This window comes from Corynebacterium sp. MSK039 (assembly GCF_030232315.1).
In the GTDB taxonomy this organism is placed as follows: Bacteria; Actinomycetota; Actinomycetes; order Mycobacteriales; family Mycobacteriaceae; genus Corynebacterium.
The window spans coordinates 1-16,082 of the sequence record NZ_JASPJL010000002.1; the positions used below are offsets into that span (position 1 = coordinate 1).

The window sequence follows — 16,082 nt, forward strand, 5'->3', positions numbered from 1 at the left end:
ACTTGAAATCCGTCATCGTTCCGTCCGTCCAATCTCCGCCAAGCATGCTCAAGCTTCACGATTTTTGCAACAGAGCCATCACGGGCGAATCCATCCCCGCAGAGAAGAAGGACGGCGACCAGGTCTTCGCCGGCACCTGGCTGCGCAGCGGCGCGCTGCGCGTCGAGGCTGTGGACATCGGCTCGGATACCACCCTGGCCAAGATCATTCACCGCGTCGAGAACGCCCAGGATGACCGCGCGAAAACCCAGACCTTCCTGGAGAAATTCAGCCGCTGGTACACGCCGGCCGTCATGATCGGCGCGATTCTGGTCGGCCTGATCACCCGCAACACGGAGCTCGCCCTGACCCTGCTGGTCATCGGCTGCCCAGGCGCGCTCGTCATCAGTATCCCGGTGTCCATCGTGGCCGGTATCGGGCGCGCGGCCCGCGACGGCATTCTCATCAAGGGTGGCGAGTACCTGGAGCAGGCCGCGAAGGTGGACGCCGTGGTCGTCGACAAGACGGGCACGCTGACCCTTGGCCGCCCGGCGCTGACCGATGTGCGCACCCTGCCGGGTTCGCGCTGGTCGGAAAAGGAAATCCTCCAGATTGCCGCGGACGTGGAGAGCGCCTCCGAGCACCCCCTGGCCGCCGCCATTGTGGAAGGCGCGGTGGACCGGAGCGTGCGTGAGGCCGGATTCGTCGCTGATATTCAGGACGCCGATCCGGTGGTGGCCCAGGGGATCACAGCAACCGTGCCGGGTGTCGGCCGAGTGTCCGTGGGCACTGCCGAGCTGCTGGATGATGCGGCGAGCGGCGTTAATGCCGCCCTGGCAGCGGTGGCCGAGCTCAACGAGCAGGGCAAGACCGCGATGATCGTTGGCGTGGACGGTGCGCCAGCCGGCGTGGTGGCCGTGGCTGACGAGGTACGGCCGGAAGCGCGGCCTGCGGTGGAGGCACTCCACAAGGCCGGGGTGAAGGTCGTCATGGCAACGGGTGATGCCGAACCGGTGGCGCGCAACGTCGCCGCCGAGCTGGGCATCGATGAGTTCCACGCAGGCATGCTGCCCGAGACGAAGGTGGACGTGGTCCGCGGGCTGCAGTCTGAGGGCCACACCGTGGCGATGTTGGGCGACGGCGTGAATGACATGCCCGCGCTAGCCACCGCCGAGATTGGCGTGGCGATGGGCGCGGCCGGGTCGCCGGCAACCATCGAGACCGCGGATATCGCGCTCATGGCCGATCGGCTCACGAGGCTTCCTCAGTCGCTGATCCTGGCCAAGCGCACCGCACGCACCATGCGGGTGAACATCTTCATCGCGCTGGCAACGGTGCTGGTCCTGCTGCTGGGAGTGTTCCTCGGTGGCGTGACCATGGCGGTGGGCATGCTGGTCCACGAGGCGAGCGTGCTGCTGGTCATTGTGATCGCCATGACGCTGCTGCGACCCGTGCGGACCTAAGGCCCGCTGGGCGGGGGCCGGCCCTTTCTGGGCCGGTCGAGGCTTGGACCAGTTTCCTCTGGGCTTCAGCCCTGCTACTCCGGGCGCTCGAAGCGCTCCTGGCGGCCCAAAGTGTGCAGCTGGAGCCACTCGCGGAAGCCGGCGACGTCCTTCCTCTGGACCAGGAAGAACCACGCGAAGCGCGCGTACTCCTGCGGCAGCAACCGCCGCATGCCCGGCTGCGACATGAGGTAACCGCGGTTACGGTACGTGAAGTAGCGCTTGAACTCGCCGTCCGGGTACTGCGTGTGCATGCGCCCGCCGAGGATCGGCTTGAACTCCTCCGAACCATCTGGGTGCGCATAAGCACAGGTCAGGCTCGTGCCGAAGCGTAGGCCGCTGCGGACGATGCGGCGGTGGTATTCGACCTCGTCGCCGCGGATGAACAGCCGATAATCCGGCACGCCGATGATCTCCATCGCGCGGGCGGAAATCAGCGCACCGTTGAAGAGGCTCGCGATGCCCGGCAGGAAATCCCCCTCCAGCTCGGATACGCGGCGGCGCCACGTCAGCCCCTGGCGCAGCGGGAACGCCAGGCGATCTGGGTTGTTGATGTTCGTGACCAGCGGAGATACCTGCGCGAGCTGCTCGCGTTCGGCGACGTCCAGCAGAGTGGCGAGGACGTTCTCGTCGGCGGGGCGGCCGTCGTCGTCGGCGCACCAGATGGCGTCCGCGCCCAGGGCCAGTGCCGCGAGGAAGCCGAGGGCGAAGCCGCCCCCACCGCCCAGGTTCGTGCGGCTGGGCAGGTACATCGGGCGGGGACGTCGCTGGGGGACGTCGCCGGCGGAACCGGACGCGCCGGAGCTGGGCGCGGACGTTGACGTCGTGTCGTCGTCGTTGTTGGTGGCGGCGCCGGTGGTCGGGACGTCGTTGGCAGCCTCGTCGGAGGCCTTCGTGATGGCGGCCCCGACGGTCTGGATCTCCGCGAAACGGCGGGCGGCGATCTCAGCGGACGCGCGGCGGGACTGCGGCTCACCGCCGAGCTTCGCGTGGACCAGGGTTTCGACCGCGGGGTCGGCGCCGTTGTCCACGACGATGACCCAGTCAGGACGACGGGTCTGCTTGGCCACCATGTCGAGACTGCGTTCCAGCAGGTCAACGCGGTTGTGGGTGACGATCACGGCGGCGATGGTGCCGCGCGGGTCGATGGCATAGCGCCCCGGGTTGGGTGCGGTGTGAGTCGCGGCCGGGGTGTGCGGGCCGGCGGTGGTGTTCGGGGCGTGCGGGCCGGCGTGTGAGTGCGCGGTGTGCGGGCCGGCGGTGGTGGTGTCCGAGGATTGGTCGGTGGTGTTGATGGTGCCCTGGGAGCCGGTGATGCGGGCGATAGTGCTGGTGGCAGCGTTTTTGAGTCCTCGGAGCGCGCGTTTCATGGGTGCTACTTTACCCGGTCTGCGTGAGGCCTCTGGCGATGCGCGCCGGGCTGGCGCGTGCCCGCGCCCCTGCCCTGGCGTGGGGCCGAGCATGAGCCCGTGCTCCTTGCACTTCACCCGGTTGCGCTCCACCCCACCCGCACCCGGTTTTGGGCTGTATCGTGTCAGGTTTTGTTTGTTTTGTGGCACGGCACGGCCCAAAACCGCGTTTGCGCGCACCCGGCCATGCGTTTCTCCCGTGTTCCCAACCGTGTGCCCGTACGTGCCCCATCCCCTGGCGATGCGCGCCGGGCTGCGCGTGCCCGGCTCCCTGTTCCGGTTTTGGGCTGTAGCGTGTCAGGTTTTGTTCGTTTTGTGGCACGGCACGGCCCAAAACCGGGCCGGGAACCTCAGCCTCGAGACTTGTGGCGGATGATGGCGCGCACCCGGTCCAGCACTCGCTCTGGATCGCGCATGCTTCGGGCGCTCAGCCTCAACGGGGTGAGGCCAAGGGCGGTCAGGCGTGTATTCACTTCGGTATCCCATTCGCGCTGGTCGGACGACGAGTGATACGCGCCGTCATAGAAAATCATGAGTCGGGTTTCCCACGAGCCAAGATCAGCAGTCGCAATGGGGCCGTCTGCGTCCGCAATCCGCACCTGGACCTCCAGATCTGGCAGCACAGGTTTGAGAAGAAGACGCAGCCACGTCTCGGGTGGGGAGTCAGCACCGAGCGCACCATGCTTCAGCACTACCTGTTGCACCTCGCGGGAGACGGGGAGCACATCGTTGACCTGGGCGATAAGTTCAGCTGGAGTGAGATTTGTGAAGGTGCACAGGGCGTCGGCTCCTTGAACGATGCGGAGATGGCTGGGTTTGATGCGGGGAAGCTGGGCGCTGTACCAGGTGTGTTTTTGCTGGCAGATGCTAGTTAGGAACTGACTGGCCGCGATCGGTAGCGGAGCCAGCGGTAGGTTCGGCAGGAGTCTGTCGTGACGAATGATGGGCTCGAATGACACCTTCACCGTGCTTCGTCGAGCTTGTCTTGGGTGCTGTGCGCTTTTCCGCGAGCTCGGTGTGATCATCTGAGCCGGCTGACCCTCGTGGAAGTACGGAAATCCCTGTATCGCCAGGGCAGAGATCCCGCCTGCGATCCAGGATGGATGAGCCATGAAATGCCCGCGAACCCGAACATCGTGCGGAAACTCCAGCGGAGGGCGGCTGGCGTGGCGCTCGAGAATCGCAGCTCGTTGCTTCGCGGTTTGGGCCAGTTCCAGAGCGCGAAGAATTTCGGGTGGCTTCGCGAGCCAAGTCTTAAAGGTGCACGGCTCGAAGTATCGATGGAGCATGGTGCGGGTAACCCCAAGCTCTTGCAGCTGTTTCCAGGTGTGGGGCACCTCCTGGTACCTGCGGTTCGTGAAGTTGCTCGGCAATAGCATTGGTCCCCCCGTTTCTTTCGCCGGGCAGCCCGCCGACCAGGTGCGCGGCTATCGCGCGTGGTGAGCAGGGCGCGCTCGCCAGGCTGTCTCACTCCCCACGTGCGCTTGCCTGGCTGTCCCCACGTGTTCGCTCCCCGGGCGTAGCACTCCGGCTAGAGCGCCAGTGAATCCCCCGCAGCGATATCCGCTCAGTGATGTCCCCTGGTAGCCCCTGAGTGTCGGGCCAGTCGAAGTGAATTGCTGTTGGTTTCTTAGCTATTAGACAATCCGGCGGGCGCTTTGGTTCCCGGTCCGGGCAGATGAATGCAGTTTTGGGCCGTCACGTGTCACGTTCTGCCGGTTTTTTGACACGCCACGGCCCAAAACCGGCGTTTGCCCCAAGACAGCCGAAAACCAGCGGTGGATGCCAAGGCGGGGTCAAGGGCTGCCATCATGGCTGCTCCCGCTAACACGGGCAGGTGCGCCCCCGTTTTGGGCCGTCACGTGTCAGGTTTGGCCTGTTTTGTGACATGGCACGGCCCAAAACCGGCGGTAGCCCAGCCACCCCGGGACCAAGCCCAAGCTCTCGCCCCAGCAATCCCCGGTAACCGGCCCGGCTACCGCCCCAAGTCGCGCAGGACGTTGCGCACGTGCTGCCCGGCCTCGGGCCCCTCGTAAGCCTCCACGACCTCATCCACCGGCCCAGCCTGACGAATCTCACCGTGGTCAATCCACAGCGCGCTATCGCACAGCTGCGCCAGGAACTCATTGGAGTGCGAAGCGAACACCAGGATGCCCGAGCGCTTCACCATCTCAACCAGCCGCGACCGCGCCTTCGCCATGAACGCCGCATCCACGGCCCCGATGCCCTCGTCGAGCAGCAGAATCTCCGGATCGATGCTGGTCACCACGCCCAGCGCCAAACGGATGCGCATACCGGTGGAGTACGTCCGCAGCGGCATCGCGAGGTAATCCCCCAGCTCCGAGAACTCCGCGATCTCATCCATCTTCCGGTGCATCGCCTTGCGCGTCTGCCCCAGGAACAGCCCGCGGATAATGATGTTCTCGTAGCCGGAGATCTCCGGGTCCATGCCCACCCCCAGGTCGAACACCGGCGCCACGCGCCCGCGCACCACGGCGGACCCCCGTGTTGGCTCGTAAATCCCGGACAGCAACCGCAGCAGCGTGGACTTACCCGCACCGTTGTGCCCGACCAGGCCCACGCGGTCGCCGTCCTGCAGGTGCAGGTTGATGTCCTTCAGAGCCTCCACCATCACGGTGTTGGACTCGTTCCGCCCGATCGCGCCACCGGCCGCACCCAGGAACGTGTGCTTCAGCGACCTGGTCTTCGCGTCGAAGATCGGGAAATCCACGCAGGCGTTGTAGGTGTCGATGCTGACTTGCTGCTTCATTCTTTTTCTTTCTTTTTTAGGACGCCAACCCGTTCGCCTTGTTACACCCAGTAGCTAACCCGGAAGCGCCACTTCCGCATGGCCAGCAGGGCAAGACCCAGGCCCACCACGGTCATGGCGATCACGATGTACCAGGAGGACGCCTCGACTGGCACGTTGATCATCGGCCCGCGCACGATCTCCAGGTAGTGGTACAGCGGGTTGAGCTTGGCCAGCGCCGCCCGCTCGGCGACCGCACCACCTTGATCGGTGAGGGTTTGTGCGGTCCACACGATTGGCGTCATATAAAAGGCCAGCTGGACGAGGGAGTCGAGCAACGGGGCGACGTCGCGGAAACGGGTCGCGACGATACCGAAGAACATGGTCACCCACACGCCGTTGATGATGAGCAGCGCGAGCCCCGGCACTGCCAGGAGCACCTCCCACCCGACGGGGATGCGGAAGATCGCGAGCAGTGCCAGCCAGATCACGAGGTTGTGCAGCAGGAAGAGGAACTGCCGCCACACGAGCCGGTAGACGTGCACGGATAGGGCGGAGGGTAGCTGTTTGATCAGGCCTTCGTTGGAGATGAAGACCTCCGCGCCTTCCTTGATGCAACCGGCGATGAAACCCCACATGATGAGGCCGACGGCGACGTGCGGCAGGAAAACGGCCACGTCGATGCCGAAGAGCTGGGAGTACAGCAGGCCCAGGGCGGCGGCCATCACGCCGGTGGCGATGGTGATCCACAGGGGGCCCAGGACGGAGCGGCGGTAGCGCTGCTTGATGTCCTGCCAGCCGAGGGCGAGCCAGAGCTCACGCTGCTGGAATCCCCGTGTGAGATCGTCCCAGGCGGCGGCGAAGGTTTGCGAGCGCGAGGCTGGGATGTCGCCGTCGTGGGTTGCGGTGATCCTGCTGAGGTCTGTCATGAGTATCGCATTCTAGTAGGAGGTGCGGACACGGTCGCTCAAGCGCGCCGGGGCTGCCCGCGTGGCCTCTGATGTTGCGACGCGTGTCACGCTGCAGTTTGCGCTTTGTGCGCAGCGGAATCGCGGTTGTGGTGGCCGTGAGCCCGCGGTGCCGCTCCTGAGGCGGGGGCGGAGCAACTCTCGGGTTCAGGCCGGATCGCCCTCGGCTTCTGGGGCGGACGTTGTCAGGTGGCGCTGGTATTGTTTTGGCGTGACGGAGCCCGGGTCGCCGCGGATGCGGTTGGCCTGCGGTTTCACGCCGGTGCCGATGGTCGCTGGTTTGCTACGACGTCAGCGCCTGGTTCCGGTCGGTGTCAGAGCTCGGCGCCAGCGTCCGGTGCCAGCCGCCAGGACCTTAGGACGTCAGCGCCTGGTTCCGCTCGGTGCCAACGCGCGGTGCCAGCGTCCGGCGTCGTTGCCCGGTGACGCCGCGCCGCGAGCGCCGTGGGGTCACGGTGTTGCTAGAGACGTCGGCACCACGGCCCCACCGGCACCCCGGCTCACGCCGGCGCCAGTAGTTTTTCCAGGAAGGGAGATGGCTTGTTCGACAACGCACGGTTCGACAACCCCAGGGTGCGTGGTCTGTACACCTCCCTTTCCGACGGCTGGGTCTATATGAACGCAGCGACGGACCCTCAGCTACCCGAGCGCGTCTCTGGGGCGGTTTCGCGCGCCTTCCGTTCCGCCCCGCTGGCCGCCCCGATTGAGGAAAACCACGGGGAGCACAGCCGCGCCGCGAGCCCTGGCACGCGTATCGGCGAAAGCCACATCAAGTCCGCCCGTGTCGCGATCGCTGACCTGGTCGGCGCCCGCCCGGAGCATGTGATCCTGGGCAGCTCGCGCACGCAGCTGATCAGCCAGCTCGCGGAGAGCCTGTCTCACCGCCTGCGCCTGGGCCGCCAGGTCGTCCTCTCCCGCGTCGACGACGGTGCGAACATCGACCCATGGCTGCGCGCCGCCGACCTCTACGGCGCGGACGTCCGCTGGGCGGAGGCCGACCTGTCCACGGGCGTCCTCCCCGCCTGGCAGTACACGGAGCTGGTCAGCCCGGAGACTGCGGTCGTCGCGGTGGCAGCCGCGAATGAGCACGTCGGCACGGTCACGGACGTCGCCGCGATCGGCTGGACCGTGCACGCGAAGTCGGACGGCATCTTCGTCGTCGACGCGAACGCCGTCGCCCCGTTCCACGTGATCGATATCGCTGACCTGGGCGCGGACGTCCTGGCGCTGGACGTCGCGACCATCGGCGGTCCGTCGATCGGTGCGCTGGTCTTCCGGTCGGTGGAGCTGATGGGGGAGCTGTTCCCGCACCCGCCGCGCCAGTCCCGCGCCCGCGCGGCGGCCCGTTTCGGTGCTCATAAGGACGTCGCCCCCGGCCCGGGTGGTCTCGCGCTGCGCGGTGCGGTGCACCCGTCGGTGGAGCGCGCCCGCGAGTGGCTGGAGCTGGGCGGATTGAGCGAGGGTCTGCTCGGAGGGGTGTCCGCGGCGGTGGATCACCTGGCGGACCTGGCGTCCGATGCGGAGGGGGACTCCCTGCAGGGGACGCGTCGACGTCGCTTGCGTGGTGGGCTTCCCCTGGCGGAGGACTATGTGCACGGCCTGGCCCGGATGCTGGTTGATGGGCTGCACGGTCTGCCGGGCGCGCATGTCATCGGCCTGGAGGGGGAGTATGAGGAGCACTTCGACTACGACTCGGTGGAGCGCATCCCTCGCTTGAGCTTCTTCATCGATGGGGTGCCGGCGGAGGCGGTGCACGCCCGCTTGTTTGCGCAGGGTGTGGTCACCAGTGTGATTCCCCCGGGTGATTCGGAGCTGCTGGAGCAGATGGGGGTTTTCGAGTCCAGCACGGGAGCGGTGTGCGTGGGGCTGAGCGTGCACAACACGGTCGGCGATGTGAATCGCCTGCTCCGCGCGGTCGCGAGCCTGCGCTAGCCGCAGCCCGGCTTGGGTGAGGGGGCCCTAGTCCTGCGGGACCTCGAAGACCACCTTGCCGGTGACCTCGCCTGCCAACAGTGCCTGGTGGGCCGCGGCGGCGTCCTGAATGGGGACGGTGCGGTCGATGTGGTGGCTGATCTTCCCGCTTTCGAGCAGGGGCCACATCTCCTCGAGCGTGCCGCGCACGATGCGGGCCTTATCCTCTGCGTCGCGGTAGCGCAGCCCCGTCGCGGAGATCGTGCCGCGCTTGTTGAGCAGGCGGGCGATGTTGAGCTCGCCCTTCACCCCGCCCTGCATGCCGATGATCACCATGCGGCCGTCCATCGCCAGGGCCTTGACGTTGGAGTCCAGGTATTTCGCGCCGATGATGTCGAGGATGACGTCCGCGCCGCCGAGCTCCCGCAGCACCTCCGCGAAGTCCTCTTCCTTGTAGTTGATCAGCGTGTCCGCGCCGTAGCGGCGGCACACGTCGAGCTTCGCCTGGCTGCCTGCGGTTACCGCGACCTTCGCGCCGATGGCATGGGCGTACTGCGTGGCGAAGAGGCCGATGCCCCCGCCGCCGCCGTGGAACAGAGCGCGCTCGCCTTCGCGCAGCCCCGCGATGTCCGCGACATTCGACCACACGGTGCACGCGACCTCCACGACGCTGGCGGCCTCCGCGAGGCTGTAACCCTTCGGGATCGGCATTAGCTGACCTGCGGGGACGGCCGCGTGCGTGGCGTAACCGCCACCGCTGAGCAGGACGGCGACCTCCTCGCCCTCCTGCCAGGGGGTGCCGTCCGGCTTCGTGGTACCGTTCGGATTTTCGACGACGCCGGCGGCCTCCAAACCGATCGTCTCCGTCACGCCCTTTGGTGGCGGGTAGTGCCCCTGGGCCTGCAGGGTGTCGGCACGGTTGAGCCCGGCGTAGTGGATGCGGATCAGGGCCTCGCCCTCGGCGGGCTGAGGCTTGTCGATGGCCTGCCACTCGAGGGAGCTGGGGTCCTTCGGGTCGGTTTGGATGATGGCGTGGGCGGTGTTTGTGCTGGTGGAAGTCATGGCGCCCAGCCTAGCAACGGCTGCAGACACGGGCCCCGGATTCCGTCGATGCCCTTGTGCTGGCTAGGTGCGCGTGCCAGTTTGTGCCCGCTAATTGCCCAATTTTTGCCCAATCTTGCGTCAGCGGTGGCGACCGTCTGCAAGTGTCGGCTCCCTTGAGCGTTGGGTTGCATTTCGCACGCTGATCGAATGTTCCCGCGCTGACCAGGCGTTTTGGGTGCTGGACTGGACGGCGAAGCTCAAAGAAACGGGGGATGCGAACATCCCCAGGTAGCTGGTGCTACCTGGGGATCTCCATCAGCGGAAGTAGAGGGATTTGAACCCCCGGATGGTTGCCCATCGCTGGTTTTCAAGACCAGTGCATTCGGCCGCTCTGCCATACTTCCGTGCGCGGGTTAGCTTACCCGGTGCCCCTTTAAACCGCACACGGAACTGTGCCACGCCTGGCCCATCGGGGCGTCGGGTCGTGCTGGAGGAGTCCACCTTGGTGACGCTTACCGGTTTTGGGCTGTGCCGTGTCGCATATTGGGCAAAACCTGACACGCTACGGCCCAAAACGCTTCTTGCTCACTCGGCAGGCGGGCGCGCGGGCTCGGGCCAAGCGGGTGAGCGGCGTGCGGGCTCGGGGCCAACTTGGTGACTCTTACCGGTTTTGGGCTGTGCTGTGTCACGTATCGGGCAAAACCTGACACGCTACGGCCCAAAACGCTTCTTGCTCATCCGGCAGGCCGGCGCTGGGCCCGGGTCAAGTGGGTGAGCGGCGTGCGGGCTTGGGGCCATCCCGGGGCATGACTGGTTTTGGGCTGTGCTGTGTCACGTATCGGGCAAAACCTGACACGCGACGGCCCAAAACGCTACTCGCTGGGCCAAACGCTACGGGCCCGCCGAAACCAGTCCCGCGGCCAGGCGACGCTGAGGCCGGCCAGCAAACGAGCACGAGCTCGCCCTAGGCCAGGACCTTCGATTCCGCGATGCCCTCGTCCATGCGCCGGTTGTAACCGTCCAGCCCCTTGCGCAGCACCAGACCCAGCAGCAGCGCCGGCAGGATAAACACCAGCAGCCCCAGGATGTCCAGCCAGTAATCGCCCTGGTAGGTCCCCGCGATGGAGGAGCGGAACGCCCGGATCGCGTACGTCGCTGGCAGGAATGGGCTCATGGACTGGAACCAGCCAGGCAGCAGCTCAAGCGGATACGCGCCACCCGCACCCGAGACCTGGAACACCAGCAGCAGCACGCCCAGCGCCTTACCCGCGTTACCGAAGGAGATCACCAGCGTGTACACCACCAGCATGAACACCATGGAGCTCAGCCAGCAGGCCAGCGTGAACAGGAACGGGTGCGCGGGCTCGATACCCACGAAGAAGATCAACCCGGCCGCCATCAGCAGGCTCTGAACCGTGCCAATCAACGCGAAGATCCCGAACCGGCCCAGGTAGGCCTGCGCGCGGCTGTAGCGCTCCGTGTCGAGCGCCTCCTCCGTTTCATCCCCGTGCTCGGAGATGCGGGTGTGCACCACCACGGAGGTGATCAGCGCGCCAACCCACAGGGCCAGCGAGCCGTACAGCGGGGTCATGCCCGTACCGAAGCTATTCACCTCGTTCAACGGCTCCCGCTTCACTGCCGTGGGGTTGGCCATGTGCTGCGCCAGCAGGCTCGGGTCGTTGCCGATCATCCGTGCCAGCCGGGAGAGGTCACCCGTCTCACCGGCCCGCTTGATCTCCTTGGCCAGCTTGTCCGCGTCACCCGCGCGCTGGTTCAGCTTCTCCGACAGCTCCGCGGTGGTTGCCTGCATCGACCCCAGCGAGTCCGCGAGCGACGCGTCCCCGAGCGTGCCCTTCGCCCGCTGCAGGTCCGCCTTCACGCCCTTCACGCTCTGGCTGAGCTGCTGCACGGAGTCTCCCAGCTTTGCCAGCTGGGGCTGCAGGTCGTTCGCGTAGCTGTTCTTGGCCTTATCGACGGCAGCCACGGCGGTCGCGATCGCGGACTTACTGTCCTTGCGTGCCTGCTCCATGGACGTCTTCCCGGAGCGCAGGTCCTTGGCGGACCGCCGGAACGTGTCCCGCAGCTCGGTGGCCCGCGCGATGGATTCGTCGATGTTGCTCAGTACCCGGTGGTACGCGGGCTTCGCGGTGATCGGCAGCGCTGGGGCCACGCGGGTCTCCAGCGTGTTGCGCAGGTCGTTTAGCCCGCCCAGCTGCGCGTCGAAGCGGTCGGCCATCCGGTCCAGCTCGTTCGCGGAGGCCTCCGGGCTGCTGTTCGCGCGCCCGAAGACGCGGTCGATGCTGTTGCCCACCGCGGTGTAGCTGTCGCTGGTGGCCTGCAGGGACTCACTCAGGGACGACGCCGCCCCGGCGAAGGTCCGGCCCAGGTTGGCCAGCGCCTCGTCGCTCGCGCCGGAAGCCCCGCCAGAGCCACCGGAGCCGCCAGTTCCGCCCAGGTTGAGGGCGTCCATCTGGGCGCCAGCAGAGTCAGTGATGCGCTCGGCGCTCTGCGCCAGGGGGATCGTGGACTCCACCAGGGAGGACAGCGAGGACACGGAGTTGCTGCCCTGCCGCAGCTGGCGGGCCACCCCGTCGACGCTGGCTTCCATCCGGTCGAGAACAGCCTTCGTGTCCCCTTCCGTGAGGACCTTGTTCAGGTCCTTGACCAGCCCCAGGCCGACGTTGTTGACGACCTCAGAGAAGGACTCGTTGATCTGGTCGATCGCGCCGGTGGCCGCCTGCTCGGTGATCATCGGGGCCAGCGAGTTCTTCTTCTGGTTTGTGTACATCGTCAGCTCCGTGGGTTCGGTGCCGGCGATGTAGAAGGTCATCAGATCCTTGGAGAAACTCGGTGGCAGCACGATGCTGGCGTAGTACTCGCCGGAGCGGGCGCCTTCGAGGGCGTCCTCCTTGCTGGTGATGGTCCAGTCGATCTGTTTATTCAGGCTCAGCTGGGCCAGCACCTGCTCGCCCAGGTTGAGGTTCACCTGGGCCAGGTCGGTGTCGTGGCCCTCGTCCTCGCTGCTCACCGCGATCTTGAGCTCGTCGGTGTTGTCGAAGGGGTTCCAGCTGGCGAGCACGTTGAACACGGTGAATACCAGCGGAACCACGGTGAGCCCGAAAAGCACAATCATGGTGATGACGTTCTTGCGGGCAGACCGCAGGTCGTGGCGCAGGATTTCGCGGATCTTGCTCATTAGTTCTCGCCCTCCTGCTTCTCGACGTCACTGTTGCCGCCGCTATCTCCACCGGCACCCTCGCCACCGTCGGCGGCCGCATCGCCACCCCCGGCCTTCTCGGCGTGGGCGCGCGCGAGGTGTTCTTCGTGCTCATCATCAAAGGTATATTCCTTGGACCCGGCCGCCTGGGTGGCGGCAACGTACTGCAGCTCATCGCTATCCAGGTCACCCAGCTCCTGGGCGTGCAGGTAGCTCTGGCCGGTGTACTCCCGCGCGCCGATGATGAAGATGATCAGCAGCGCCCAGGCGATGCCGATCGCGAAGATCAAGGCACGCTCGGTGTCCAAGACGGCGTTGACCACGCCCAGCACCGCGAGCCCGATCAGCCCGATGATGGCCGTTCGGCCGATTTGCTTCGGCGTATCCCGCAGCACCTTTGCTGTGCGCTCCTCGGTGAACTCGTTGAATTGCTCGTGGTTGTTCAGCGCGTGGATGACATCCGCCATCCGGTAGCCGGAACCGACCACCTGAACCTTGTCGGAGACCAGCAGGCCGGAACGGGCGAGCTGCTGGTTCAGGATCAGGTTCACGTGCGACAGGCGTCGTCGGGCGACCATGCCCACGAACAGGAAGGCCAGGGACATCAGCCCCAGCACCCCGAGTGCCTGCCAGTAGTGGGAGCCGTAGAAGCCGCCGATGGTTTCGCGGGCGGCGTCGATGCCGTAGGTCATCGGCAGCAAGGGGTGCACGATCTTGAAGAAGTCGGGCGTCATCTCGATGGGGTAGAGCCCGGACGCACCCGGGATCTGGATGAACGCCATACCCACCGCCAGGCCACGGCCGATGTGACCCAGCGCGGAGACAAGCCCGTAGATCACCCCGAGGTATCCCAGCCCGACCAGCACATTCGTGAGCGTGTACAGCGTTGGGCTGACGGTCTGCACGCCGATCAGCAGGTTACCGATGGATACGATCACGGCCTGGCCCACCACGAAGGCTGCGAGCAGCAGGAAGCGTCCCCAGAAGGCCTGGCTGACACTCACGCGGCGGGCCCTTTTACCCAGGTCCTCGGTGTCCACCTCCACGCGGAAGATGACGACCATCACGAACGCGCCGATCCACAGCGTCAGGTTCGTGAACAGGGCGGCCATTCCGGAGCCGTAGCTTTTCACCGGGTACATTGGCTCGTTGACCAGCGTGGCCGGGGTGGCCATGAACTGCCCGATGTCCTCGGAGTTCAGCCCGCGGACCGTGCGGAAGGCCTCGCCGTCGCCGAGGCGCAGGGCCAGGACGTCCGTCTTCGCGTTCTCGACCCCGTCCCGCAGGCTGCTGAGGTTGCCCTTGAAGTCATCGATGACGTCGGTCGTGGCGCCGATCTGCCGATCCACGCCGTCCAGGACGTTCGAGGCCTCCTTGAGCAGCGCCTGCTGGGAGCTCAAGGACCCGGAGAAGGAACCCGTGGCCGCGCTCAGCCGGTTGATCGCACGGTTGAGCTTGGGCAGGGTGTCGCCCGTGGTGCTGTTCAGGCCCTTCGCGGACTCTCGCGCGGCGGCTGCGGCCTGAGTCAGCTCCTCGGAGCTATCCCGCAGCACCTTGGCGGTCTCACTGGTGCTCTTGCCCGCAGCGTTGAGGTCTGCGAGCAGCTGGCGGTTGGCGTCGTTGCTGCGCTGCAGGTCGTCGATGGTGGCGTTGAGCTGACCAGCGATGGTCGGGCTCACGCCCGCGGCGCCCATCAGGTCGCGGAGCTGCGCGATATTACGGTCCCCGAGGTCGACGAGCTGGGTGGTCTGCTCGCTGGCGCCGGCGATCTGCCGGCCGGCCTGCTCGGCGGCGCCGCTGACCGCGGCGACCGAGGAGTTCGCGGCGGCCGTGCCCTCGGCCAGGGCGGAGGTGCCCTGGGCGTAGGCGTCGCCAGCGGAGTCGGAGAAGTCCGCGACCATGCGCTGCACGATCGCGACGGACTTATCGACCTCCGCGAGGGTGGACTTGGCGTCCTCAAGGGTGCCGTGAGCGGAGTTCAGCGCATCCTTGGTGGCAGCGATGGTGGGGCGGGCACCAGCCACGCGACCCTTCATCTTGTCCAAAGACTGCTGGCCCTTGTCCAATGTTGCGAGGGTTTCGTCCAGCCCGGTGACGGCCTTGTTCTTGCTGTTGTCGAGCCGACCGGAGATGCTGTTGCCCTCTTCCCGGACCTTCTTGGACGCCGTCTCGCCCAGCTGCTTTTTGAAGGAGCTCGTGATCTGGTCGTTGATCGCGGATGCTCCCGCATCGGTGATCAATGGGGCGACGGCGCTGAGCTTCTCGTTCGGCCGGTAGATCAGCTGCGGCTGACTATAGGTTCCCTGAAAGGTGGAGAGGAGATCCCGGGAGAAACGGTCAGGGATCTCGATGCTGCTGAAAACGTCGCCACGGGCGAGGGCGTGGTCGGCTTCGGATTTGGACATGAATTGCCAGCCGAGCTCGTCGTTTTCTTTGAGCTCGGCGACGACTTCGTTGCCGATGTTCAGCGACCCCGTGAGCGGCGATGACGCGCCGCGATCTTCGTTGACGACGGCGACCTTGATGTTTTCGGTGTTGCCGTAGGGGTCCCAGAAAGCTGCGACGTTCACCCAGGAGTAAAGCGCGGGAGTGATCATGACTCCGATGAGAATGACCCACACTTTACGGACGCTCACGAGACGCTTGAGGTCTCGAATAAAGATCTTCCAGGCGGTGTTCACCACGTGACCGTACCATTTTCTGAAGCTGTTGAGCACTCGCTGCTGGCCGGTGAAGGAAAGATCGTCGCGCCAAGCGCTGGAGAAATGCGTTGGGCGGGCAAATATTCAGTATTGCTTCAGCTGGGTGCTGAGTCGCCGTGGGAGGGGGCTACCGGCGGTGCGGGATGCCAGCAGACCAGAGGGCGGCAGCGATGAGAACAGGCTGGCCGAACAGGCGGGCCAACCGGCGCCCGTCGGTATCCAAGCCGAAGGCGTCGTTTCGCTCGGCGTACTGGGCGATATTTCCTGGGAAAATCGCGGTATAAAAGGCCGCCAGCGCGATTCCCGTGCGCTTGTGTTGCTTCGGGAGGCCAAGGAGAGCGGCGCCGAACCCGAGCTCAGCTACACCGGACGCGAGGACGACGAAGTCCTTGTCCATCGGGAACCAGTTGGGAACCTGGGCCTGAAAGTCCTTCCTCGCGAACGTGAGGTGGCTGACCCCGGCGATCGACATGATGCCACCTAGTGCAAGGCGGGTGAGCTTCTGGGATGTGGTGGGTGCGGGCATGAGGGGGCTCCTCGCGGATGGGGGAAGTGTTCCCCAAGCTATACACCTCTTGGTGCAGGGGCGCTGTCCGCAGCG

At 66.0% G+C, this 16,082-nt stretch carries 10 protein-coding genes and 1 tRNA gene; 2 read left to right on the forward strand and 9 right to left on the reverse strand.

Annotation, left to right across the window (positions count from 1 at the left end; translation table 11 throughout):
- Positions 1 to 1,442, forward strand: a 1,442-nt coding sequence (locus QP997_RS01700; RefSeq protein ID WP_284846015.1) for a heavy metal translocating P-type ATPase, incomplete at its 5' end; no start/stop codon positions are given.
- 74 nt (positions 1,443 to 1,516) lie between these two features.
- Here QP997_RS01700 and glfT1 read toward each other — a convergent pair.
- From glfT1 to wzm, 4 genes are all read right to left on the reverse strand, one after another.
- Positions 1,517 to 2,554, reverse strand: a complete 1,038-nt coding sequence (gene glfT1, locus QP997_RS01705; RefSeq protein ID WP_502870425.1) for a galactofuranosyltransferase GlfT1 — start codon at positions 2,552 to 2,554, stop codon at positions 1,517 to 1,519.
- 686 nt (positions 2,555 to 3,240) lie between these two features.
- Complete coding sequence (locus QP997_RS01710) at positions 3,241 to 4,263, reverse strand: endonuclease domain-containing protein (protein WP_246818010.1); 1,023 nt, start codon at positions 4,261 to 4,263, stop codon at positions 3,241 to 3,243.
- A gap of 602 nt (positions 4,264 to 4,865) precedes the next feature.
- Entirely contained in the window at positions 4,866 to 5,660 is a 795-nt protein-coding gene (gene wzt / locus QP997_RS01715) for a galactan export ABC transporter ATP-binding subunit Wzt/RfbE (RefSeq protein ID WP_284846017.1), read from the reverse strand.
- A gap of 41 nt (positions 5,661 to 5,701) precedes the next feature.
- Positions 5,702 to 6,568 (reverse strand): galactan export ABC transporter permease subunit Wzm/RfbD, encoded by an 867-nt coding sequence (wzm, locus tag QP997_RS01720; protein ID WP_012361173.1) that lies wholly within the window; start codon positions 6,566 to 6,568, stop codon positions 5,702 to 5,704.
- A 579-nt stretch (positions 6,569 to 7,147) separates the two neighbouring features.
- Here wzm and QP997_RS01725 point away from each other — a divergent pair.
- A complete protein-coding gene (locus QP997_RS01725) occupies positions 7,148 to 8,539 on the forward strand; it encodes an aminotransferase class V-fold PLP-dependent enzyme (protein ID WP_502870421.1) in 1,392 nt (463 codons plus the stop codon).
- 27 nt (positions 8,540 to 8,566) lie between these two features.
- On the opposite strand, the gene QP997_RS01730 is transcribed toward QP997_RS01725, so the two are convergent.
- From QP997_RS01730 to QP997_RS01750, 5 genes are all read right to left on the reverse strand, one after another.
- A complete protein-coding gene (locus QP997_RS01730) occupies positions 8,567 to 9,580 on the reverse strand; it encodes an NAD(P)H-quinone oxidoreductase (RefSeq protein ID WP_284846018.1) in 1,014 nt (337 codons plus the stop codon).
- A 301-nt stretch (positions 9,581 to 9,881) separates the two neighbouring features.
- Positions 9,882 to 9,966 (reverse strand) — tRNA-Ser (locus tag QP997_RS01735).
- A gap of 560 nt (positions 9,967 to 10,526) precedes the next feature.
- On the reverse strand, positions 10,527 to 12,758 hold the full coding sequence (locus QP997_RS01740) for a YhgE/Pip domain-containing protein (RefSeq protein ID WP_284846019.1): 2,232 nt from the start codon (positions 12,756 to 12,758) through the stop codon (positions 10,527 to 10,529).
- Entirely contained in the window at positions 12,758 to 15,463 is a 2,706-nt protein-coding gene (locus QP997_RS01745; RefSeq protein ID WP_284846020.1) for a YhgE/Pip domain-containing protein, read from the reverse strand. The genes QP997_RS01740 and QP997_RS01745 overlap by 1 nt, the downstream gene beginning before the upstream one ends.
- 145 nt (positions 15,464 to 15,608) lie before the next feature.
- Positions 15,609 to 16,007: a DoxX family protein gene (locus QP997_RS01750; protein WP_284846021.1), complete on the reverse strand. Its 399-nt coding sequence runs from the start codon at positions 16,005 to 16,007 to the stop codon at positions 15,609 to 15,611.
- Between the last annotated feature and the right edge of the window lie 75 nt (positions 16,008 to 16,082).